At 60.2% G+C, this 20,026-nt stretch carries 18 protein-coding genes; 7 read left to right on the forward strand and 11 right to left on the reverse strand.

Going from position 1 to position 20,026, the window contains the following annotated elements; genetic code table 11:
• Positions 1 to 179 precede the first annotated feature (179 nt).
• Positions 180 to 1,154, forward strand: coding sequence for a LysR family transcriptional regulator (locus RHM69_RS20665; RefSeq protein WP_014720552.1), 975 nt, complete (start codon positions 180 to 182; stop codon positions 1,152 to 1,154).
• On the opposite strand, the gene RHM69_RS20670 is transcribed toward RHM69_RS20665, so the two are convergent.
• The 3 genes from RHM69_RS20670 to RHM69_RS20680 form a co-directional block, all read right to left on the reverse strand.
• Positions 1,084 to 1,281 carry a PA3496 family putative envelope integrity protein gene (locus RHM69_RS20670; protein ID WP_020302818.1) on the reverse strand — a complete coding sequence of 66 codons (198 nt, stop codon included), beginning with the start codon at positions 1,279 to 1,281 and terminating at the stop codon, positions 1,084 to 1,086. The two genes, RHM69_RS20665 and RHM69_RS20670, sit on opposite strands and share 71 nt — an antisense overlap.
• Positions 1,282 to 1,486: 205 nt before the next feature.
• A complete protein-coding gene (gene hexR, locus RHM69_RS20675; RefSeq protein ID WP_003177007.1) occupies positions 1,487 to 2,353 on the reverse strand; it encodes a transcriptional regulator HexR in 867 nt (288 codons plus the stop codon).
• A gap of 162 nt (positions 2,354 to 2,515) precedes the next feature.
• Positions 2,516 to 5,389, reverse strand: a complete 2,874-nt coding sequence (locus RHM69_RS20680; RefSeq protein ID WP_014720553.1) for a putative bifunctional diguanylate cyclase/phosphodiesterase — start codon at positions 5,387 to 5,389, stop codon at positions 2,516 to 2,518.
• A 278-nt stretch (positions 5,390 to 5,667) separates the two neighbouring features.
• On the opposite strand from RHM69_RS20680, the gene uvrD reads away from it, so the two are divergent.
• The 3 genes from uvrD (at position 5,668) to RHM69_RS20695 (ending at position 9,478) form a co-directional block, all read left to right on the forward strand.
• Positions 5,668 to 7,851 carry a DNA helicase II gene (gene uvrD, locus RHM69_RS20685; protein ID WP_014720554.1) on the forward strand — a complete coding sequence of 728 codons (2,184 nt, stop codon included), beginning with the start codon at positions 5,668 to 5,670 and terminating at the stop codon, positions 7,849 to 7,851.
• A gap of 217 nt (positions 7,852 to 8,068) precedes the next feature.
• The gene (locus RHM69_RS20690; protein ID WP_003195740.1) at positions 8,069 to 8,935 is read left to right on the forward strand and encodes a Tim44 domain-containing protein; all 867 of its coding nucleotides are present in this window, start codon (positions 8,069 to 8,071) and stop codon (positions 8,933 to 8,935) included.
• Between the two features lie 135 nt (positions 8,936 to 9,070).
• Entirely contained in the window at positions 9,071 to 9,478 is a 408-nt protein-coding gene (locus RHM69_RS20695) for an SMI1/KNR4 family protein (protein ID WP_014720555.1), read from the forward strand.
• 69 nt (positions 9,479 to 9,547) lie between these two features.
• Here RHM69_RS20695 and RHM69_RS20700 read toward each other — a convergent pair whose 3' ends face one another.
• A complete protein-coding gene (locus RHM69_RS20700; protein ID WP_014720556.1) occupies positions 9,548 to 11,308 on the reverse strand; it encodes a cation:proton antiporter in 1,761 nt (586 codons plus the stop codon).
• A 282-nt stretch (positions 11,309 to 11,590) separates the two neighbouring features.
• Here RHM69_RS20700 and RHM69_RS20705 point away from each other — a divergent pair, with 282 nt between their 5' ends.
• Positions 11,591 to 12,076: an acyl-CoA thioesterase gene (locus tag RHM69_RS20705; protein ID WP_003195747.1), complete on the forward strand. Its 486-nt coding sequence runs from the start codon at positions 11,591 to 11,593 to the stop codon at positions 12,074 to 12,076.
• A 133-nt stretch (positions 12,077 to 12,209) separates the two neighbouring features.
• On the opposite strand, the gene pdxY is transcribed toward RHM69_RS20705, so the two are convergent.
• The gene (pdxY, locus tag RHM69_RS20710) at positions 12,210 to 13,082 is read right to left on the reverse strand and encodes a pyridoxal kinase PdxY (RefSeq protein WP_200599356.1); all 873 of its coding nucleotides are present in this window, start codon (positions 13,080 to 13,082) and stop codon (positions 12,210 to 12,212) included.
• A gap of 117 nt (positions 13,083 to 13,199) precedes the next feature.
• Between pdxY and RHM69_RS20715 the strand changes: the two genes are divergently transcribed.
• Positions 13,200 to 13,595, forward strand: coding sequence for a DUF3301 domain-containing protein (locus RHM69_RS20715; RefSeq protein WP_003195752.1), 396 nt, complete (start codon positions 13,200 to 13,202; stop codon positions 13,593 to 13,595).
• On the opposite strand, the gene RHM69_RS20720 is transcribed toward RHM69_RS20715, so the two are convergent.
• Genes RHM69_RS20720 through dksA form a run of 4 tightly spaced genes read right to left on the reverse strand, consistent with a single transcriptional unit; the run spans position 13,589 to position 16,877 of the window.
• On the reverse strand, positions 13,589 to 14,551 hold the full coding sequence (locus tag RHM69_RS20720; protein WP_200599388.1) for a CobW family GTP-binding protein: 963 nt from the start codon (positions 14,549 to 14,551) through the stop codon (positions 13,589 to 13,591). The two genes, RHM69_RS20715 and RHM69_RS20720, sit on opposite strands and share 7 nt — an antisense overlap.
• A 44-nt stretch (positions 14,552 to 14,595) precedes the next feature.
• The gene (locus RHM69_RS20725) at positions 14,596 to 15,240 is read right to left on the reverse strand and encodes a DUF1826 domain-containing protein (protein WP_133633603.1); all 645 of its coding nucleotides are present in this window, start codon (positions 15,238 to 15,240) and stop codon (positions 14,596 to 14,598) included.
• A complete protein-coding gene (gene zigA, locus RHM69_RS20730) occupies positions 15,240 to 16,445 on the reverse strand; it encodes a zinc metallochaperone GTPase ZigA (RefSeq protein ID WP_014720560.1) in 1,206 nt (401 codons plus the stop codon). Before zigA ends, RHM69_RS20725 begins: the two co-directional genes overlap by 1 nt.
• 27 nt (positions 16,446 to 16,472) lie before the next feature.
• Positions 16,473 to 16,877 carry an RNA polymerase-binding protein DksA gene (dksA, locus tag RHM69_RS20735; RefSeq protein ID WP_003195761.1) on the reverse strand — a complete coding sequence of 135 codons (405 nt, stop codon included), beginning with the start codon at positions 16,875 to 16,877 and terminating at the stop codon, positions 16,473 to 16,475.
• A 126-nt stretch (positions 16,878 to 17,003) separates the two neighbouring features.
• On the opposite strand from dksA, the gene RHM69_RS20740 reads away from it, so the two are divergent.
• Entirely contained in the window at positions 17,004 to 17,372 is a 369-nt protein-coding gene (locus tag RHM69_RS20740; protein ID WP_200599354.1) for a glutamine synthetase, read from the forward strand.
• Between the two features lie 11 nt (positions 17,373 to 17,383).
• Here RHM69_RS20740 and RHM69_RS20745 read toward each other — a convergent pair whose 3' ends face one another.
• Both RHM69_RS20745 and RHM69_RS20750 read right to left on the reverse strand, forming a co-directional pair.
• Positions 17,384 to 18,685 carry an IS4 family transposase gene (locus RHM69_RS20745; RefSeq protein ID WP_322255510.1) on the reverse strand — a complete coding sequence of 434 codons (1,302 nt, stop codon included), beginning with the start codon at positions 18,683 to 18,685 and terminating at the stop codon, positions 17,384 to 17,386.
• Between the two features lie 114 nt (positions 18,686 to 18,799).
• On the reverse strand, positions 18,800 to 20,011 hold the full coding sequence (locus RHM69_RS20750) for an N-acetylmuramoyl-L-alanine amidase (RefSeq protein WP_166406508.1): 1,212 nt from the start codon (positions 20,009 to 20,011) through the stop codon (positions 18,800 to 18,802).
• Positions 20,012 to 20,026 lie beyond the last annotated feature (15 nt).

Consider the following 20,026-nt stretch of genomic DNA (forward strand, 5'->3'; position numbering starts at 1 on the left):
CCGATTGCTGCGTTCTTCGACCCGCTTGAGGCGGGTCGGCGCGTGACCAAATGTTTCATGACAGTCGCGAGACACACACTATGCGCACAGGAGAATTAACAAAAATCAATAATTATTGGGTTGTGTATAAGTAAAGACTTATAGTTGGCCGGACGACCGGAGAGCTAAGGGCTTATAAAATGCGTAAGTCATTGATGCGTATGACATTGCGTCAACTGCAGATCTTCAATGAAGTGTGTGATTTGCGTTCCTACAGCCGTGCCGCCGAGGAAATGTCACTCACCCAACCGGCGGTCAGCCTGCAAATTCGCCAGCTGGAAGAACTGGTCGGCCAGCCGCTGTTCGACTATGTCGGCAAAAAACTCTACATGACCGAGGCCGCCGAAGCCTTGCAACGGGCCAGCCGCGATATTTTCGGGCGCTTGGAAAACCTCGATATGCAGCTGTCGGACATGCAGGGTTCACTGCAAGGCCAACTGAAACTGGCGGTGGAGTCCAGCGCCAAGTATTTCGTGCCGCACCTGTTCGCCGCCTTCAAGCGCCAGCATCCGGAAGTGCAATTGCAGCTCACGGTGGTCAACCGTGCCCAGGTAATCCGCCGGCTCTCGGACAACCGTGATGACCTGGTGATCATGTCCATGGTGCCCCAGGACATGGGCCTGGAGTTCCTGCCGTTTCTCAACAACCCGATTGTGGCCGTGGCATTGCCGGATCATCCCTTGAGCCTGCAAGGGCCGCTGCGCCTGCAAGACCTGGAGCCTTATACCCTGCTCATCCGCGAACCGGGCTCTGGCACGCGGCTGGCCTGCGAAGAATACTTCAAGGAAAAACGCGTGCACTTCACCCAAACGGTAGAAGTGGCCTCGGCGGAGGCGCAGCGTGAGTGTGTGGCGGCAGGGTTGGGCGTGGCCCTGCTGACGCGCCACGCCTTGAACCTGGAGCTGGCCACCGGCGGGCTCAAGGAGCTGCCGGTGGAAGAACTGCCGCTGTACCGCAGTTGGTGCCTGGTGCAGGCCAAGGCTAAACGCCTGTCACCGGTGGCCCATGCGTTCCTGGGCTTTATTCGCAGCGAACGGGTGCAGATCAGCGCGTTGGCTGAGCGTTTCGCTGGGCAGCCACGGGTGCCTGCCAATGCAGTTCCGGGTAGTCACTGATGCTCTGGAGCAACTGGCGCTCCTCGCAACGATCTTCGATGGCGCGACGGAACGCCATGCGGCGCTGGTCTTCCTGCTGACGACGGGTCTTGACGGTGCTGTTGCTGTCTTCGTAGGGCCGGGTCATTTGGAGTCTCCCAATGCGAGTACGGGGAGTACAGGATGGGCGCGGGGGATGACGGTTTGGCGGCGCGGGGGTTACAGGATGATGAATCTTGCGAAGCTGGCGCAAATCCATGTGGGAGCTGGCTTGCCTGCGATGGCGGTGTATCAGGCAATGAAGAGGGTAACTGGCAGACCGCTATCGCAGGCAAGCCAGCTCCCACAGACCCTCAGTCGTCGAGGGCTTTGACGGATTTTGGCGAGAGGCGAAGGCTGCGCAAACTGCGCTTCACGCTCTTGAGGTGGTTGACCAGGCTCGGGCCACGGGCCATGGCCACGCCCATCGCCAACACGTCGATGACCACCAGGTGGGCAATGCGCGAGGTCAGCGGCGTGTAGATTTCGGTGTCTTCATGCACGTCGATCGCCAGGTTCACCGTGGAGAGCTCCGCCAATGGCGTCTGGCTTGGGCACAGGGTGATCAGCGAAGCGCCGCTTTCACGCACCAGGTTGGCGGTGATCAGCAGGTCCTTGGAGCGACCTGACTGGGAGATACAGATGGCCACGTCAGTGGGCTTCAAGGTCACCGCCGACATCGCCTGCATGTGCGGGTCGCTGTAGGCCGCGGCGGTCAGCAGCAGGCGGAAGAACTTGTGCTGGGCATCGGCCGCCACCGCGCCGGACGCACCGAAGCCGTAGAACTCGACGCGCTGGGCCTGGGACATCGCGGTCACGGCCTTTTGCAGCTCCACCGGGTCGAGCTTCTCGCGCACTTCCATCAAGGTGTGCAAGGTGGTGTCAAAGATTTTCAGGCTGTAGTCGGCGACGGAGTCGTCTTCATGGATTGCAAACTGGCCGAAGCTCGCACCAGCAGCCAGGCTTTGCGCCAGCTTGAGTTTCAGATCCTGAAACCCGGAGCACCCAATGGCGCGACAGAAGCGCACGATGGTCGGCTCACTGATGCCCACGCTGTGGGCCAGGTCGGCCATGGAACTGTGCATCACGGCCGCAGGGTCAAGCAGCACATGATCGGCAACCTTGAGTTCCGATTTGCGTAACAGGTGGCGCGACTGGGCGATATGTTGCAACAGGTTCAAAGGGCAGGACTCTTGTTATTGGCAGGCGCCAGGGATGTAGCAAGCTTGTAGTTATACTACAAGAATTGTCGTTTTGCCCGTGTGATGCATCACTAAATCGCCCTGCTCCCCCCTGATTCAGCGGGCAGGCGCTATGTAGCCATAAAGGCGGCCTACGCTGCGCTAAGAAAAATCTGCATTTTTACGTAACAAATCTGCCAGCCCCTCGGCCCGCATGGGCGGGCTGATCAGGTAACCCTGTACCTCGTCACACTGCTCGCCGCGCAGGAAATCCAGCTGCTGCTGATCCTCCACGCCTTCGGCCACTACCTTGAGCGCCAACCCGTGGGCCATGGCGATGATCGCACGGGTGATTGCCGCATCCTCGCGCCCCTGGCCAAGCCCGCGAATAAAGGCCTGGTCGATCTTTACGTAGTCCACCGGGATACGTTTGAGGTAGCTGAGGGATGAGTAACCGGTGCCAAAGTCGTCGATGGCCAGCTTCACCCCCAGGTCACGCAGTTGCTGGAAGGTGGCGATGATGTGTTCAACGCTGTCGAGCAACTGGCTTTCGGTCAGTTCCAGCTCCAGGTATTGCGGGTCCAGTGCGGTTTCTTCCAGCACTTGGCGCACCAGGCTGACCAGCTTGCCCTGGCGCAACTGATGCACCGACAAGTTGACCGACACGCGAATCGGCGCCAGCCCTTGACGCTGCCATTCGCAGGCCTGCCAGCAGGCCTGGCGCAGCACAAATTCACCCAACGGCACGATCAAGCCGGTTTCTTCCGCCAAACCGATAAAGTCGCTCGGCGGCACCATGCCCCACTGCGGATGCTCCCAGCGGACCAACGCCTCGGCAGCCTTCAGCTTTCCCGTCGCCAGGCACAGCTTGGGTTGGTAAAACACCGTGAGCTGACGCTCGTCGATGGCTTTGCGCAGGTGGTTTTCCAGCTGCAAACGCTCCAGGGTGCTGGCTTGCAGGCTGTCGGTGAAGAACTGGAAATTATTCCCGCCCAAATGCTTGGCGTGCTGCATCGCCATATTCGCCTGGCTGACCAGTGCAGAAATTTCCCGTGCGTTATCCGGCAACAGGCTGACGCCCATCGAGGCGCTGACCACCAGTTCATGCCCCTCCACATTCACCGGCACGCGCAATTTCGCCAGCAGCCGGGTCGCCACCCGCGCCAGGCTCGATAGGTTGCCATAGGCGTCAAACAACACGGCGAATTCATCACCGGACAGGCGCGCAATGGTGTCGGCCTCCGGCAGCGCGTTGATCAAGCGCCGCGCCATTTTCTGCAGCAGTTGGTCGGCCACTTCATGGCCCAGGCTGTCATTGAGCAATTTGAAGCGGTCGAGGTTGATATGCAGCAGCGCAAGGCTGCGACCGCCTTGGCGCACGCGCTGGTGAGCCTCGCGCAGCCGTTCGCGAAACAGCGAACGGTTGGCCAGGCCCGTCAACTCGTCATAGTGGGTGAGGTAGCGCATGCGCTCCTCCGACTCGCGCCGGGCGGACAGATCGGCGAAGAAGCCTACGATATGACTGACGTTTCCCCGCACATCGCGCACCACGTTCAGTTGTAGCCACTGCGGGTACAGTTCGCCGTTCTTGCGCGTCTCCACCAATTCGCCCTGCCAGGTGCCGTGGCTGAGCAATGCCTGGCGGATCAGCGGGAAGTGGCGCCGCGCATCGCGACTGCAGGGCAGTTCCACGACGTTGCGGCCAAGCATGTCGTCGATGTCAAAGCCGGTGACGCGGCTGAACGCCTGGTTCACGGCGATCAGCGCGTAGTTCGGGTCGAGGATCACAATGCCTTCGCTGGCCGCCTCGAACACCGTCGAAGCCAGGCGTTGCTGCTCTTCTACGGCCTTGCTGGCACTGATATCGCGACGCGTGCCCAGCATACGGATAACGCGGCCACTGGGCGTGCGCTCCACGGCGCGCCCGCGGTCTTCGATCCACACCCAATGCCCATCGCCATGACGTATCCGGTATTCCACCTGATAGTCCTCGCTGCGACCCTTGAGGTGCTCTACCAGCGCGTGCTTGAGCAGTGGCAGATCGTCGGGGTGCAAGCGCGGTTTGAGGTGGCTGAGCATCGCCGTGACGTATTCGGGCTCCAGGCCAAACAACTCCTTGAGTTGCGTGTGGTGGACCTCGTCGGTTTGCAGGTTCCAGTCCCACAGGCCCAGTTCACTGGCTTGCAGGGCCATGGCCAGGCGCGCTTCGCTTTTACTCAAGGCGAGGCTGGCAGCATCCAATTGCTGGCTGCGTTGCGCCACACGGTCTTGCAAGCCGACTTGGGCTTCACGCAAGTTCTGCTCCACCTCGCGGCGCTGCTCGACTTCGCGCACCAGGTCTTGGTTCAACTGCTCACTGCGTTGCTGCGCCTGCTGTAAATGCTCGATCAGGGCCTGGTTCTGGAAACGGCGCAACAACCCGCGCTGGATCAGGCGGTTGACCTGCCACGCCACCAGGCTCAGGGACGCCAGCAGGATCAGCCCGAGCACGCCCCAGCCTTGTTGCTGCGGTGTGCCATTCCAGAATAGGTAGACGATGGCCGGCACCAGGCACGGCAAGGCAAACGACAGGTAGGCCCAAAAGCTCACGGCATAGGCAACGCTGGCCGACAAGGTGGCGGCGCCGATCAGGCCAAACACCCAGGCTTGATGCATGAAACTGTCCGTGGGCACCAGGGCAATGGCCGCAGCCGAGAGGGTCAGGCCACTGACCGCCGAGCCGAGCATGAACATACGGCGCCACACGGGCTGGGCCTGCCGGCTGGGCATGGCCGAGTCAAAGGCCGCTACTTGAATCACGCGCATCGCCACCAGGGCCAGCAGCCAGAGCAGCCAGACGCTGTCCAGCAGGTATTGATTGGGGTTCCACAGCAACCAGGCGCAGACCAGGCCGTTGACCAGCATCAGCAGCGTCGGCAGCAACGAGCCCTGATAGAGCAGGCGCGTGCGCTCAACCGCGATTTGGGTTGCATAGTGTTTACGGATGACCTGTGCTGGGGCCGGCGAGGGGCCAAACAGGTCGGTGCTAAGGGTCATAGGCGGTGTTCTTATAATGGTGAGCCCGAAACGTCGACGGAGCATACACAAGCAAGCGCCTGGGCCAAACTGCTACAAGTCATAAAAAACCTGCTGCGATTGGCCGCAAACCTTTGGTCCAGACCGCTTGAGCAAGACACGGCACGGGTTGCGGCCGATGACCAACCGGTCATCACCCCCGTCAGAATGTTCGCCGCGTCGCTAGCCTGCAGGCGTTTTGCACCGACCATCCGGCATTGGGATTTGCCCAGGCCCCCCAAGGCCCATAGAATGCGTCGATGCGCGATGATCTCTCTCTTTTGCTGAACTCCCTCAACGATGCCCAACGCCAGGCCGTAGCGGCCCCCGTTGGCCGTCAGTTGGTCCTGGCCGGTGCTGGCTCCGGTAAAACCCGAGTGCTGGTGCACCGTATCGCCTGGTTGATCCAGGTCGAAAACGCGTCCCCGCATTCCATCCTGTCGGTGACCTTCACCAACAAGGCCGCTGCCGAGATGCGTCATCGCATCGAGCAGTTGATGGGCATCAGCCCGGCCGGCATGTGGGTAGGCACTTTCCACGGCCTGGCACACCGCCTGTTGCGGGCGCATTGGCAGGAAGCGGGGCTGAGCCAGACCTTCCAGATTCTCGACAGCGACGACCAGCAACGCCTGGTCAAGCGCGTGATCCGCGAACTGGGCCTGGACGAACAACGCTGGCCGGCGCGTCAGGCGCAGTGGTTTATCAACGGCCAGAAAGACGAGGGCCTGCGCCCGCAACATATCCAGGCCAGCGGCGACCTGTTCCTGGCCACCATGCGCAGCATTTATGAGGCCTATGAAGCGGCCTGCGTGCGCGCCGGCGTCATCGACTTCTCCGAACTGCTGCTGCGTGCCCTCGACCTGTGGCGCGACAACCCCGGTTTGCTGGCCCATTACCAGAAACGCTTCCGCCATATCCTGGTGGACGAGTTCCAGGACACCAACGCCGTGCAGTACGCCTGGTTGCGCCTGCTGGCCAAGGGCGGCGACAGCCTGATGGTGGTGGGCGATGACGACCAGTCGATCTACGGCTGGCGCGGCGCGAAAATCGAGAACATCTACCAGTATTCCGAAGACTTCCCGGACGCGGTGACCATCCGCCTGGAGCAGAATTACCGCTCCACCGCCGGGATCCTCAAGGCGGCCAACGCCTTGATCGCCAACAACACCGGGCGCCTGGGCAAAGAGTTGTGGACCGACGGCGGGGAAGGCGAAGCGATCAACCTGTACGCGGCGTTCAATGAGCACGATGAAGCGCGCTATGTGGTGGAAACCATCGAAAGCGCACTGAAAACCGGCCTGGCCCGTAGCGATATCGCGATTCTGTACCGTTCCAACGCCCAATCGCGGGTGCTGGAAGAAGCGTTGCTGCGCGAGCGCATCCCCTACCGCATCTATGGCGGCCAGCGCTTCTTCGAACGTGCCGAAATCAAGAACGCCATGGCCTACCTGCGTTTGCTTGAGGGCCGTGGTAACGATGCGGCGCTGGAGCGGGTGATCAATATCCCGGCGCGTGGCATTGGCGAGAAAACCGTTGAAGCGATCCGCGACCATGCGCGCCATGCCGATGTGTCGATGTGGGAAGCCATGCGCTTGCTGATCGCCAACAAAGGCCTGACTGGCCGTGCTGCCGGGGCGTTGGGGGTGTTTGTCGAGCTGATCGAGAACCTGGCCGCCAAGTGCGCAGAGATGCCACTGCACCTGATGACTCAGACCGTGATCGAGCAGTCCGGGCTGATCGCCTATCACGAAGCGGAAAAAGGCGAGAAAGGCCAGGCCCGGGTAGAAAACCTTGAGGAACTGGTCAGCGCTGCTCGTGCGTTCGAAAACACCGAGGACGACGAAGAGCTGACGCCGCTCGCCGCCTTCCTGGGCCACGCCTCGCTGGAAGCCGGCGATACCCAGGCCGACGAGCATGAAGACAGCATCCAGCTGATGACCTTGCACAGCGCCAAAGGCCTGGAATTCCCTTACGTGTTCCTGGTGGGCATGGAAGAAGGCCTGTTCCCTCACAAGATGAGCCTGGAAGAACCCGGCCGCCTTGAAGAAGAACGCCGCCTGGCCTACGTGGGCATTACCCGGGCGATGCAGAACCTGGTGATGACCTACGCCGAGACCCGACGCCTGTACGGTAGCGAAACCTACAATAAGGTGTCGCGCTTCGTACGTGAGGTGCCCAAGGGGCTGATCCAGGAAGTGCGCTTGTCCAACAGCGTCAGCCGCCCGTTCGGCGGTGGCCAGCAACAGAACTCCAGCAGCATGTTTGCCGGTTCCGAAATACCGGAAACCCCGTTCAGCCTGGGCCAGCAGGTCAAGCATGCGATCTTCGGCGAAGGCGTGATCCTCAACTTCGAAGGCGCCGGCGCCCAGGCCCGGGTGCAGGTGAACTTCGCCGAGGGCAGCAAGTGGCTGATGATGGGTTACGCCAAGCTCGAAGCGGTCTGAGCTGGCCACAATAAGCCCACCATCATGAAACACTGCGTAACATGAAGATTATTGGCCCTCCCTTGTTTTAGAGGCGTGCGGGCCAATATCTGTAATTAGTCCTACAGACCCTTCGGATTTGGTCTTACGCAAAAGCCCGAAACATTATGCCGCTAGCCACTGCCACGACACCTGTGCAACATGGCGCGCGTGCAATCCACAAATGGGAATTCCCTATATGAAACGTTTTCTTAGCATCGCCATGGCGTTGTGCATCGGCCTGACGATGAGCCTCGACGCCAACGCCAAACGCTTCGGTGGCGGCAAAAGCTCGGGCGCGGCACCGACTCACCAGACCAGCCAAATGGCTCCATCCGCCGGTGCGGGCGGTGCTGCGGCTACTGCAGGCGCAGCCGGTGCCGCTGGCGCTGCTGCCAAGGCCGGCGGTGCTTCGCGCTGGCTGGGCCCACTGGCCGGCATCGCCGCCGGTGGCCTGCTCGCGTCCATGTTCATGGGCGACGGCTTCCAGGGCATGCAGATCTTCGACATCCTGATCATGGGCGTCATCGCCTTTTTGGTCTTCCGCTTTATCGCCGCCCGTCGCCGCAAGCAGCAGGAGCACCTGGCTCCAGCCGGCGCGCCGATGCAGCGTGAAGCGTTCGAACAGAAGCCTGCCATGGGTTCGATCTTCGGTGGTTCGGCAGCCCCTGCCGCCCGTCCGGTGATCAACGCACCGGCCTGGTTCAACGAAGAGCGTTTCGTCGAAGCGGCCCGCAGCCACTTCCAGTCCCTGCAGCAGCACTGGGATGCCAACGAAATGGACAAGATCTCCGAGTTCGTGACCCCGCAACTGCTGGAGTTCCTCAAGCGCGAACGTGCCGAGATCGGTGACGCCTTCCAGTCGACCTACATCGACGACCTGCGCGTACAGCTCGATGGCGTGGACGATCGTGCCGACAAGACCATCGCCACCCTGACCTTCAGCGGTGTGTCGAAGTCCTCGCGTTTCGACCAGGGCGAAGTGTTCAGCGAAAGCTGGAACATGGAACGCGCCCAGGGCGACGACCAGCCATGGCTGGTCGCCGGTATCCGCCAGAACGGCTAATACCTGCGCGTTTGAGCAAGCGGTAACAAAAACCCCGGACATGTCCGGGGTTTTCTATTTCACGGTTGCACTTATAGCGAGCTACTGTATAAAACGCCCCTATAAACCGCGCCATCTAGCAAGAGGATCCCGGCCGTGGAAGAAATCATCGAACAACTGCGTGAAGCCAACGAACCGGTCCCGGTTCCTTTGGAGCTACCTGACGAAGACCTGCTGGTGGAAATCGAGGAACAACTGTTCATCGACATCCCCTTTGTCTTCCGTGAATTCTTGCTGACCGTCAGCGACGTAGTCTATGGCAGCCTGGAGCCAGTGACCGTCACCGACCCGCAGTCCCACACTTACCTGCCGGACGTCGCGGCCAACGCCTGGGATGCCGGTGTTGATCGCAGCCTGATCCCGATCTGCCAGGACGGCGACGACTACTACTGCGTCGAAGAAGACGGCACCGTGGTGTTGTGGTCCGCCGAAGAAGAATTGGTCACCGAAGAAACCTGGGAATCGGTGTGGCACTGGGCACGGGACGTCTGGCTGGAAAGCTGATACTTGATAGCTTTTGTGGCGAGGGAGCTTGCTCCCGCTGGGCTGCAAAGCAGCCCCCGCCAACGCCAGTCAGTGTTCCGTATCCTTGTGGTTGTCCAGCGTCTCCAGCAACGCAACCTGCATCCGCGTATGCACACGGATAAACCAGCGCCAGAGCACTGCAGCCACCGCCGCCGTGACCACGGCAATCAACACCAGCAACTTGTTGGTCGGCAGAATACTGGCCGACAAGGCTGCCAATAGCAGGAAGATCACCAGCAGCGACAAGAGGGGGATCAGCTCCGCAATCACCCTTCGCACACGCTGGGTATGACGCCCGGCCATCTCTGGCTTCACGCTCATCTCCGCCAGCAGCATCGACAGCGCCTTGAGCTTGCGATACGCCGCAATCAGAAACGGCAACGACACTAGCAGCGCCCCGCCCCAGATCAACGCCTTCTGCCAGCTTTGATCGCTGACCCAGCCTTCCAGATACCCACCGATGCGCCCTGCGAAAAAGCTGCCGGCAAAGAAGATTGCGATCACCAATGCCAGGTTTACCCCGACTTGCAGGATGATCTTGCGGATCATCGCGGCCAACATCGCCCCCTCGCCCTGAGGCTGAATGCTGCGCAACCATTCTCCATACATGCCGAACACTCGGCTCATTCGCGTGGGCATCAGTGCGGCGATCTTCAATGATAGCGGGTCGGCCCCGCGAATCAGGTAGGGCGTCAGCAGCGTGGTGATCGCCGAAACGGCCACCGCCACGGGATACAGAAAGTCGCTGGTGACCTGCAGGGTCATCCCCAGCGCCGCGATGATGAAAGAAAACTCGCCAATTTGTGACAGCCCCATACCAACCCGCAGCGAGGTGCGACCATCGTTGCCGGCGATAAACGCGCCCAGCCCGCACGACAGCATCTTGCCCAGCACCACGGCCACGGTGATCACCGCAATGGGCCAGGCGTATTGCAGCAGAATCTGCGGGTCGATCATCAAGCCAATCGCCACGAAGAAAATTGCGCTGAACATGTCGCGAACGGGCTCGATCAGACCCTCGATCTTAATCAACTGGCGGGATTCAGCCATGATTGCGCCGATCAAAAAGGCTCCGAGCACCATGCTGTATTCCAACTTCACCACCAACAGGCAGAAACCGAAGCACAGCCCCAATACAGTGATCAGCAGCATCTCGTTGCTTTCAAACTTGGCCACATAAGCCAGCAGGCGCGGCACCAGCAAAATCCCAATCACCAGGGCGACAATCATGAACAGCGAGAGCTTGCCGACCGTGGAGAACACCTCGCCGGAGCTGACCGTGCCACTCACCGCAATGCTCGACAGCAACGCAATGATGCCGATACCCAGGATGTCCTCCACAATCAGCACGCCGAAAATCAGCTGGGCGAACCGCTGGTCTTTCATCTTCAGGTCGTTGAGGGCCTTGACGATAATGGTGGTCGAGGAGATTGCCAGGATCGCGCCGAGGAACAGCGAGTCCATAGTGCTCCAGTCGAACCAGCGGCCGATCTCGTAGCCGATCCAGATCATCAACACGATTTCCAGGAACGCCGCGATAAACGCCGTGGCCCCTACCTTGAATAGCTTGCGCAGGCTGAATTCCAGGCCCAGGCAGAACATCAGGAAGATGACCCCCAGCTCCGCCAGGGTCTTGATCGTGTCTTCATCGTGGATCAGGCCAAACGGCGGGGTGTGGGGGCCGATAATGAAGCCGGCAACGATGTAGCCCAGCACCACCGGCTGCTTGAAGCGGTGAAACAGGATGGTGACCACCCCTGCCACCAGCATGATCACGGCCAAGTCCTGGATAAAGCTGATGGCGTGCATGGCGAGGGGCTCCTTGAGGGTGCCGGCGCTTTTCCCACTTCTGGCCGCGCCTTTGAAGGGTCGGAAAAGTCTGCCTTGATCGTAAGAAAAGCCCTGAGAAGGGCTTTTGAAGGGTAACACCGCGACTTCTGCTGGAAAGCCGGTGCAATATATGGAAACAGATCGCTGCGCGCGTGACGGCAAGCCGCCTGACGGCGTCCCGTTAGGGATGGCGCTGCAAAGACTTTGAGTACCCGCAGAGGTGCCTCCCCCCAACCAATGCCTACAACCCGTGAGTGTGCTATGGAACCCGGAAACGCCCAGCTGTCGATGACGGTACTGATGACCCCTGACATGGCCAACTTCTCTGGCAATGTGCACGGCGGCACGCTGCTCAAGTACCTCGACGAAGTGGCCTACGCCTGCGCCAGCCGTTATGCCGGTCGTTATGTGGTCACGCTGTCGGTGGACCAGGTGATTTTTCGCGAGCCGATTCATGTCGGTGAGCTGGTGACCTTCCTGGCGTCAGTCAACTACACCGGCAATACGTCGATGGAAGTGGGCATCAAGGTGGTGACCGAGAACATCCGTGAACGCTCGGTGCGCCATACCAACAGCTGCTTCTTCACCATGGTGGCCGTGGACGACCAGCGCAAACCTGCCGCCGTACCGCCCTTGCAGCCGCAGAACAGCGAGGACAAGCGCCGCTTTGTGCAGGCTCAGCAACGTCGGCAGATTCGCCAGGAACTGGAAAAGCGCTACCGGGAAATCAAAGCCGACGCGCCGTAAACTCCAAGCGGCGAATCAACTCAAAAAAATGTGGGAGCGGGCTTGCCCGCGATAGCAGTGGTTCAGTCGACATCGCTTTGACTGAGATACCGCCATCGCGGGCAAGCCCGCTCCCACATTGGGTTTTGTGTGCTTACAGGCTGATCGGTGTGGCTTCGAAGCGCACACGAGGGTGGGCAATACGGTCCTGGGCCCGCACCAGTTCCAGTTCATAACTGGCGCAGGCCTGGGTTTCCAGCAGCACTTCATGCACGGCCGCAGCGGTGAACTCAAAAGCGGCCACCAGGCTATCACCCAACAGCACCCGCGCCAGGAACAGCCCGGACGTCAGGTCGCCCACGCCCACTGGCTGGCGCGGAAACGCCAGCAGGGGCCGGCGCAAGTGCCAACTGCCCTCAGCTGTCACCAGCAGCATTTCAAACCCTTCTGGCAGTTTGCCTGGGTAATCCAGGTGCTTGACCAACACAGCCTTGGGCCCGCGCGCCAGCAAGGCCTTGGCCATCGCCAGGCAATCGAACAGCGATTGCGGCTTGCGCCCGGCAAAACTGTCCAGCTCCAGTTGGTTGGGGCACAGGAAGTCCGCCATGGCGGCGGCTTCATCCAAGAGGAAATCGCTGACCTCCTGCGGCACGATACAACCCTTTTCCGGGTGGCCCATCACCGGGTCGCACAGGTACAGCGCCTTGGGGTTGATCGCCTTGATGCGCGCCACACCGCTGAGGATGGCACGGCCCTGGTCTGCACTGCCCAGGTATCCGGACAACACCGCATCACAGTTGCCCAGTTCGCCAATCGCGGCAATACCCTCCACCAGCGCAGGAATTTGCTGCGACGCCAACACTTCGCCCGCCCACTGTCCATACTGTGTGTGGTTGGAAAACTGCACCGTGTTGAGCGGCCAGACATTCACCCCGACCCGCTGCATGGGGAACACGGCGGCGCTGTTTCCGGCGTGGCCGAAGACCACATGAGACTGGATCGCAAGCAGGTGAGGTGTACGTTTCATGCGGGAGATTTCCGTAAAACCGTTGAATTTCTGGCCGAGCAGTATGCGACTAAACGCAGCCTGTACGACAGACCGGCGACACAGTTAAGCTGCGCTCACTTTGTTGGAGTTCATGGAATGCTGACCCTGGGAAACATCTTCGTCTTGATGCTGCTGGCCACCGGCGCCGCCTGGGTTTGGCACAACCACGGCTTGCGTGAACGGGCGTTGGCGCGGGTCAAGCAGCATTGCGCCAAGCTCGATATCGAGCTGCTCGACGGTGCCGTGGCGCTCAAACGCATCGGTTTCGTCAAGGATGCCAATGGCCGCCGACGCCTGGCGCGCATCTATAATTTCGAGTTTACGGTGACCGGCGAAACCCGGCACGCCGGGGTCATCACCCAATTCGGCGCCCACAGCGCGCAGATCGAACTGGCGCCCTACCCGTTCGAAACCAAGGAGCCGCTGCCCAGCGCCGAGATCATCGAATTGAGCCAGTGGCGCCAGGACCACGCCAGCAAAAAACATCAGTAACGGCAGGCTGCCAGGGCGCTTTGCAATGCGGCCACGTCCTGTGGTGCGCTGAAGATCAACTCAACACGTGAATCGCGCCGCCAAGCGCTGGGTTGCCAGTGCAGTGGGCTGTTATCCACAGCGTTGGCGGACACCCAGCCGTCAATGCTGTGGATAACCAATTTAGCCCGGCACCAGCCCAAACTCGATAGCCACTGATGCAGACGGCGGACATCGAATCGCTGGCTTGGGTGCCAGCGCCAGCCGATACTCCAGCCGCCCTCCTGGCTCTGGCTCAAACAGATCGGCAGCCCAGGGTCGCTCCAGATCGCCGGCATTTGCCCCACTGCTTCAGGCACCGCAAAGTTATCCACAGCGCTTTGGGCTTGTGCTTTCAAACCGGGCAACCGGTCGAGTGGCAATTGCGCCTGGCGTGTCCAATGGCGCGGGCAATCGGGTAATTGCGCTTCGATCGCCTGACGTTGCGTAGCAGTCAGCGTCTCGTCCTTGTTCAGCACCAGCAGGCCGGCACTGGTCAACGCCTCCTGCTGTGCCTGGGGCAACGGCCTGCCCGCCGCCAATGCCTGGGCATCGAGTACCAGCACACAAGGCTGCACGGCCAGCACGTTTTGCCATGGCGCCTGCCGCAGTTGCTTGAGCAATTGCGCCGGATGGCCCAGGCCTGAGGGTTCAATAAACAGCCGGTCCGGCTTAGCCTTACGCAACAAGCGGCCCAGCCCTACCTGGAACGGTGCGCCGTTCACACAACACAAACAGCCGCCTGCCACCTCGCCCAGGGCGATACCGTCATCGTCTTGGGTGAGTAAGGCTGCATCCAGGCCGATCTGACCGAACTCGTTGATCAGCACCGCCCAGCGCTCGTTGGCCGGGCGCTGGGCAAGCAGGTGCTTGATCAGGCTGGTCTTGCCGGCGCCCAAGGGCCCGGCAATCACATGGGTAGGAATGTTCTGCAGCATAAGAGGCATGGTTCAGGCCGTTTAGAGCGTTTGATCCTACGCGGTTATGCCAGCCAATCCAGCGTCAGGATCAACCGTCGCTCATCGGCCTTGAGCGCCGGCGAACGATGGATCAGGCCGTGCCCTTCATTGCCGTGCCATTTGGTGCCTTTGAGCAGCGCCACTTCACCGCAGTGGATCTGCTCGATGCGCTCAGTGGGCTCGGCATCCGCCTGGCTCAATGTGCGCCGGTCCATGACGCCTTCGCGCAACCATTGGCTACCGATACCGGCGTAGGTGGTGATCAGCCGAACCGGCACGTGATCGACGTGAAAACGCGGGCACATGGCCTTGTCCAACAGCCGTAAACGCACGCCGATGCGCTTGGCGCCCAGCAGGCAAGCGAATGCACTGACCAGCCACGACACATCGGCGATAAACCCATCGTAGCCTTCAAGATCGCGACAACTGGACGCCAAACCTTGCAAGTTCGGCACGCAGTCTTCGCTAACCAACTCGACCACCAAGGACTCGGCCAATGGTTCATTGAGCGCCACCAGCAAAGCGCCAAACTCAGCGATATGCAGGGGCAGTTGGCGCTGCCAGATGGCCAGGTTGACGCCGTCATTGAGGATATCGGACAGCGCCAGCGGCGTTTCCCCATGTGTCTGGCGGATGACGGGGCGCAGGGGAATGACCGGGGCCAGCATCAGGCGACCTGCTCATACCAAGGGCCAAACGGGTCGGGTAGCTGGCGCCAACCTTCGACACCCAGGGCCATTTCTTCATCGGTGAGCAAGCAGGCGTCCAACTCGGTACGCATCTGGGCAAAGTCGATGTTTTGTCCGATAAACACCAGTTCCTGACGGCAGTCACCCGTGCTCAACTGCCAGTTAGCCATGATCGCCGCCACGCTTTCTTCGTCCTGAGGCCACTGGCTTTTCGGCACAAAGCGCCACCAACGCCCGGCAAAACCATGGCGCATCAACCCGCCCGCCTGGGACCAACTGCCCGCATCCTGATGTTTGCTCGCCAACCAGAAGAAACCCTTGGAGCGCAACAGCTTGCCGTTGACCCAGGGGCGGTCGATAAAGTCGAAAAACCGCTGTGGATGGAACGGCCGGCGCGCACGGTAAGCCGTGGACGCTATGCCGTATTCTTCGGTTTCCGGCACATGCTCACCGCGCAACTCCTGCAACCAGCCCGGGGCCTGGGCGGCGCGTTCGAAGTCGAAACGGCCAGTGTTGAGGATCTTGTTCAGCGGCACTTCGCCCATGACCATCGGGATGATTTCCGCCTGGGCGTTGAGGCGCTCGAGGATGGCCATCAGTTCTTCGCGCTCGCGGCTGCTGATCAGGTCGATCTTGCTGATCAGGATGACGTCGGCGAATTCGATCTGTTCGATCAACAGGTCGGTGATGGAACGTTCATCCTCCTCACCGAGGGTTTCGCCCCGTGAAGCCAGGCTTTCTGCAGCCTGGTAGTCGAGCAGGAAATTCATACCGTCGACCACAGTGACCATGGTGTCCAGGCGTGCAATGTCGGCCAGGCTTTGCTCGTTTTCATCGCGAAACGTGAAGGTTTCGGCCACGGGCAAAGGTTCGGAAATACCGGTGGATTCGATCAGCAGGTAATCGAAACGACCTTCTTTGGCGAGTTTTCCAACCTCTTCAAGCAAGTCTTCACGCAAGGTGCAGCAAATGCAGCCATTGCTCATCTCCACCAGTTTTTCTTCCGAACGATTGAGCGTGACGTCGCGCTGTACCTCGCTGCCGTCGATGTTGATTTCGCTCATGTCGTTGACGATCACCGCCACCCGCAGGTTGTCGCGGTTGCGTAGGACATAATTGAGCAACGTGCTTTTACCGGCGCCGAGAAAGCCGGACAACACGGTCACAGGGAGACGATTGGGCATCAGGTATTCCTCATCAAGGTTGGCCGGTCAAACTGCCCGTTTATGGCGTTCGCGCAGCTCTTCACGTTCTTTGGCTTCGATACACAAGGTGGCGGTGGGACGCAGCAGCAGGCGTTGCAGGCCGATGGGTTCGCCGGTTTCACGGCACCAGCCGTATTCGCCACGGGCCAGCAATTCCAGGGCATCGTCGATCTTGTCCAACAGCTTCTTTTCGCGCTCGAGCAGGCGCAATTGCCATTGGCGTTGCTCTTCGGCACTGCCGATATCCGCCAGGTCGCTGTTGGTTTCCTGCTCGCGCAGTGCCTGGAACTCAGCATCGATACGGGCTTGCAGGTCATCACGCTGAGCCAGCAACAATTCGCGGAAGAAGCGCTGCTGGGCCTCATTCATGTAGTCGGCCGCTGGTTGGGCCAAAAGATCGTGTTCGGTCATGGGAAGGGGTTCGCGGGTCGGGCTGTACTTTTATGTTATAGTATAACAATACAAATAAGCCAATCCCTCTTGCTCGCCGCGACGAAGGGCGCAATGCTGGGTCACCTTCTTACGCTGAGAAACCCGATGAGATACCTGCTGTGCGCCCTGCTATTGGCAGCCGCCGGGCCTGCCTGCGCCCAGGCACCCAGCCTGTTGGCCAACTGCACACGCAGCGCCAACCTGCTCGCTTGTGTAGACCCGTTGGGCAATGCCTATAGCGTGGCAACCGTCGGCAGCACTACGTATCTGCGCGGTTTCGAAGTGATCGGCAAACGCTATTGGGCGCAGACCAACAGCCGTTATGGGCAACTGACGTTTTTTACCGGGTTGGCATCGGATGGCGAGGTGTGGGTCGGCTACACGCGGCGCGTGGGCTGGACCACCATCAACCGGTTTTCCAGCTCAGGGGGCGCCAGCGCCAAGTTCACTTGCAGCCGAATGACCGGCTGTTAGACCCAGCCCTTTCAAGGTCTTTTCGTCTTGGCAGCCTTGATTATCCGGTCCGTTGAAACATGCGCATTCACCGCGGTGCCTTTAACCCATGTTTTGGGCTTGGGTACCTTGGGGCCACGGGGGCTTTTCGCAACTTGTTTAGGTTGGATATTTCTGGCAAGCGCCAATAAGTGCTGAGCCAGTTTTTCCAACGGAATGACAGGAAAATGTTCCGAGGGCAGCGCAATCTGCATTCCCTCATATCCACTCCTGACCTGAACCGCTAAATGGTAAATCGAGGCTTCCCATCCTTCAGGCTGGGTATCCCGATGAGCTTGTTCAACACTGCGTTTGAGAACAGCCAGGACGTTGTAAGCCAATACCGCCGTTGCAAACCCCAGTAAGGCAGCCTTTGGGCTGCCAAGGGTTTCGATCTCACTTTCCAGGATCGCTTCCAGTCGCTGGAACATACCTTCAATGCTCCAGCGGCGGCGATACAGTTCGGCGATCTGTTGCGCACTGACGCTCTCAGGCAGGTTGCTCCAGAACATCAAGCTGCTGTCGCCGGAGTCCGTTGGCGAATGAAGCGTCAGTTCGACACGCCGACATTGGTAACCGCCTTTGACCTGGATGATCTGCTCACGCACAGTGCCAGTTTCCACAGGTACTGGCTCTTGCCACTCACCCTCTTGAATCAAGCGTGGATGCTTGGCTTGCTGACGAATGACAAAGCAAGTTTGGACTTGCTCACAAGCCTCCATAACCGGGAGCGTGCAATAAAGCCGGTCAGCCAGCCACACTTGGCCTGGCTCGGCATTGGCCAATAAAGGCAGCACACAAACGCGCTCGCTTGCGTAGGCATCCTCACACGCCTGAAGGTCGACGACCTGATCCAGATCGGGATCGTATGCAACAACCGAAAAACCGGGACGAGCGGCGCCGCGCTCGTTGCGTAAAGCTCCCAGACGTTTTTCAGTGGATGCCAGGTGATTACCGTCCACTACCCGAACCTGCCAACCCGGCAGCATCGCCGTGCAGCCCAGCTCCCGGATGGTTGGAGCCAGGCGCTGTGCACAGCCCGTAATCAGGGCGCGCAACAGAGCAGGCTCGGTACGACTGATCTTGTCGTAGAGAGCCGCCAGGCTGACCGGAAGGTCCTCCAGTTGTCGCGCGGCGGCGTGCAGAGATGGCTTCAAGCCCAATGAAACAAGGGACATTAGCTTGATGATGGTCGAGAACAATAGCTCACGAGAATACTGCCGTTGCCGGTGTTCTTCGAAAACCTGATCAATCCACTCGGGGGCAATAGCCTGCTGCAGCGCCAGTTTGACCATGACACTGGCAGGTGCTTTTTTTTCGAAACGCGCTAGAACTTCCGCCCACATCGTTTAGGTACCCCCTGAATGAATTTCAGGGGATTTTACAGAAGACCTTGAAAGGGCTGGCTGTTAGACCTGGCTGTTTTTCTGCGCCTGCACCCAGGCCATGTAGCTGTTCATGGGGGGGTTCTTCTGGAAGTAACGCTTGAGTCCTTCGAAAAGGCCATCCGCCACCGCCTGTTGATGGCGCGCCGTCACCAGCCGCTGGGCATCCCGAGGGTTGGAAATGAATCCCGTCTCCACCAGGATCGAAGGGACATCCGGTGACTTGAGCACGGCGAACCCAGCCTGCTCCACCCGTTTCTGATGCAGGCTGGTGATGTTTTGCAGGCTGCCCAATACCAAGCTGCCCAACTGCAGGCTGGAGGCGATGGTCGCGTTCATCGACATGTCGAGAATCACTCCGGCCAGCATCGGGTCCTTGTCCTTCAGATTGAGCAAGGTGGTGGCGCCCAGCAAGTCGGCGCCATTTTCGCGCTGGGCCATGAAACGCGCTGTGGCCGAGGTGGCGCCGCCTTCAGACAACGCATACACCGAGGCGCCCGACGCGGTCAGCCGTGGCGCGGCGTCGGCATGTACCGAAATAAACATATCGGCCTTGTGCTGACGGGCAATGTCCACGCGCTTGCGCAGCGGCACGAAGAAGTCGTCGTTGCGCACCAGTTTCACGTCAAAACCCTTTTCGCGTTTCAAGCGTTTAGCCAGTAACTGGGCGATGGACAGCACCACATCTTTTTCGCGCTGGCCCTTGGAGCCGATGGCGCCGGGGTCTTTGCCGCCATGGCCGGGGTCGACCACCACGATGATGTCGCGCTTGGGATGCGCCTTGTCTACCGGCGCCACCAAGGGTGCTGGCTCAGCGGCGATTTGACGGGGCGCACGGGTCGCGTTGGTCAAGTCCAGCACCAGGCGATGGCCTTGTCCCTCCTGCGGCGGCAACACGAAACTGTTGAGCTGCATGGGCTCGACCAGGTCCAGCACGATGCGCGTGTCGCTCTGGCCGAAATGCCCGGAACGGATCGAGGTAATCCCACTGTTCTTCAACGCCAATTGGGAAAAGTCGCCGCTGAGCCCGGCGCCACTCAAGTCGATGATCAATCGGTCAGGTGAGGTTAGGGAAAAGGTCTTGTATTGCACCGGGCCGCTGAGGTCGAACACCAGGCGCAGCTTGTCGTCTGAGCGCCACAGGCGTGCATTGCGAATCTGCGTGGCGTGAGCCCCCAAAGGCAAGGCAAACAAGGGGCTGACCAGCAGCAGGTTGAGGAGCTGACGTCGGTGCATGGCATATACCGCAGA

The sequence above is a fragment of the Pseudomonas sp. CCI1.1 genome (assembly GCF_034348165.1).
Classification (GTDB): Bacteria; Pseudomonadota; Gammaproteobacteria; order Pseudomonadales; family Pseudomonadaceae; genus Aquipseudomonas; species Aquipseudomonas paracarnis.

Excerpts from the sequence above, each read along its gene's own strand:
- RHM69_RS20665 (WP_014720552.1), top strand. The coding sequence starts at position 180 with ATGCGTAAGTCATTGATGCGTATGACATTGCGTCAACTGCAGATCTTC.
- RHM69_RS20705 (WP_003195747.1), top strand. The coding sequence starts at position 11,591 with ATGGAACCCGGAAACGCCCAGCTGTCGATGACGGTACTGATGACCCCT.
- RHM69_RS20725 (WP_133633603.1), bottom strand. The coding sequence starts at position 15,240 with ATGCTGGCCCCGGTCATTCCCCTGCGCCCCGTCATCCGCCAGACACAT.
- RHM69_RS20700 (WP_014720556.1), bottom strand. The coding sequence starts at position 11,308 with ATGCACGCCATCAGCTTTATCCAGGACTTGGCCGTGATCATGCTGGTG.
- uvrD (WP_014720554.1), top strand. The coding sequence starts at position 5,668 with ATGCGCGATGATCTCTCTCTTTTGCTGAACTCCCTCAACGATGCCCAA.
- zigA (WP_014720560.1), bottom strand. The coding sequence starts at position 16,445 with ATGCCCAATCGTCTCCCTGTGACCGTGTTGTCCGGCTTTCTCGGCGCC.
- RHM69_RS20745 (WP_322255510.1), bottom strand. The coding sequence starts at position 18,685 with ATGGTCAAACTGGCGCTGCAGCAGGCTATTGCCCCCGAGTGGATTGAT.
- RHM69_RS20670 (WP_020302818.1), bottom strand. The coding sequence starts at position 1,281 with ATGACCCGGCCCTACGAAGACAGCAACAGCACCGTCAAGACCCGTCGT.
- dksA (WP_003195761.1), bottom strand. The coding sequence starts at position 16,877 with ATGACCGAACACGATCTTTTGGCCCAACCAGCGGCCGACTACATGAAT.
- RHM69_RS20750 (WP_166406508.1), bottom strand. The coding sequence starts at position 20,011 with ATGCACCGACGTCAGCTCCTCAACCTGCTGCTGGTCAGCCCCTTGTTT.
- RHM69_RS20740 (WP_200599354.1), top strand. The coding sequence starts at position 17,004 with ATGAGATACCTGCTGTGCGCCCTGCTATTGGCAGCCGCCGGGCCTGCC.
- RHM69_RS20715 (WP_003195752.1), top strand. The coding sequence starts at position 13,200 with ATGCTGACCCTGGGAAACATCTTCGTCTTGATGCTGCTGGCCACCGGC.
- RHM69_RS20680 (WP_014720553.1), bottom strand. The coding sequence starts at position 5,389 with ATGACCCTTAGCACCGACCTGTTTGGCCCCTCGCCGGCCCCAGCACAG.
- pdxY (WP_200599356.1), bottom strand. The coding sequence starts at position 13,082 with ATGAAACGTACACCTCACCTGCTTGCGATCCAGTCTCATGTGGTCTTC.
- RHM69_RS20690 (WP_003195740.1), top strand. The coding sequence starts at position 8,069 with ATGAAACGTTTTCTTAGCATCGCCATGGCGTTGTGCATCGGCCTGACG.
- RHM69_RS20720 (WP_200599388.1), bottom strand. The coding sequence starts at position 14,551 with ATGCTGCAGAACATTCCTACCCATGTGATTGCCGGGCCCTTGGGCGCC.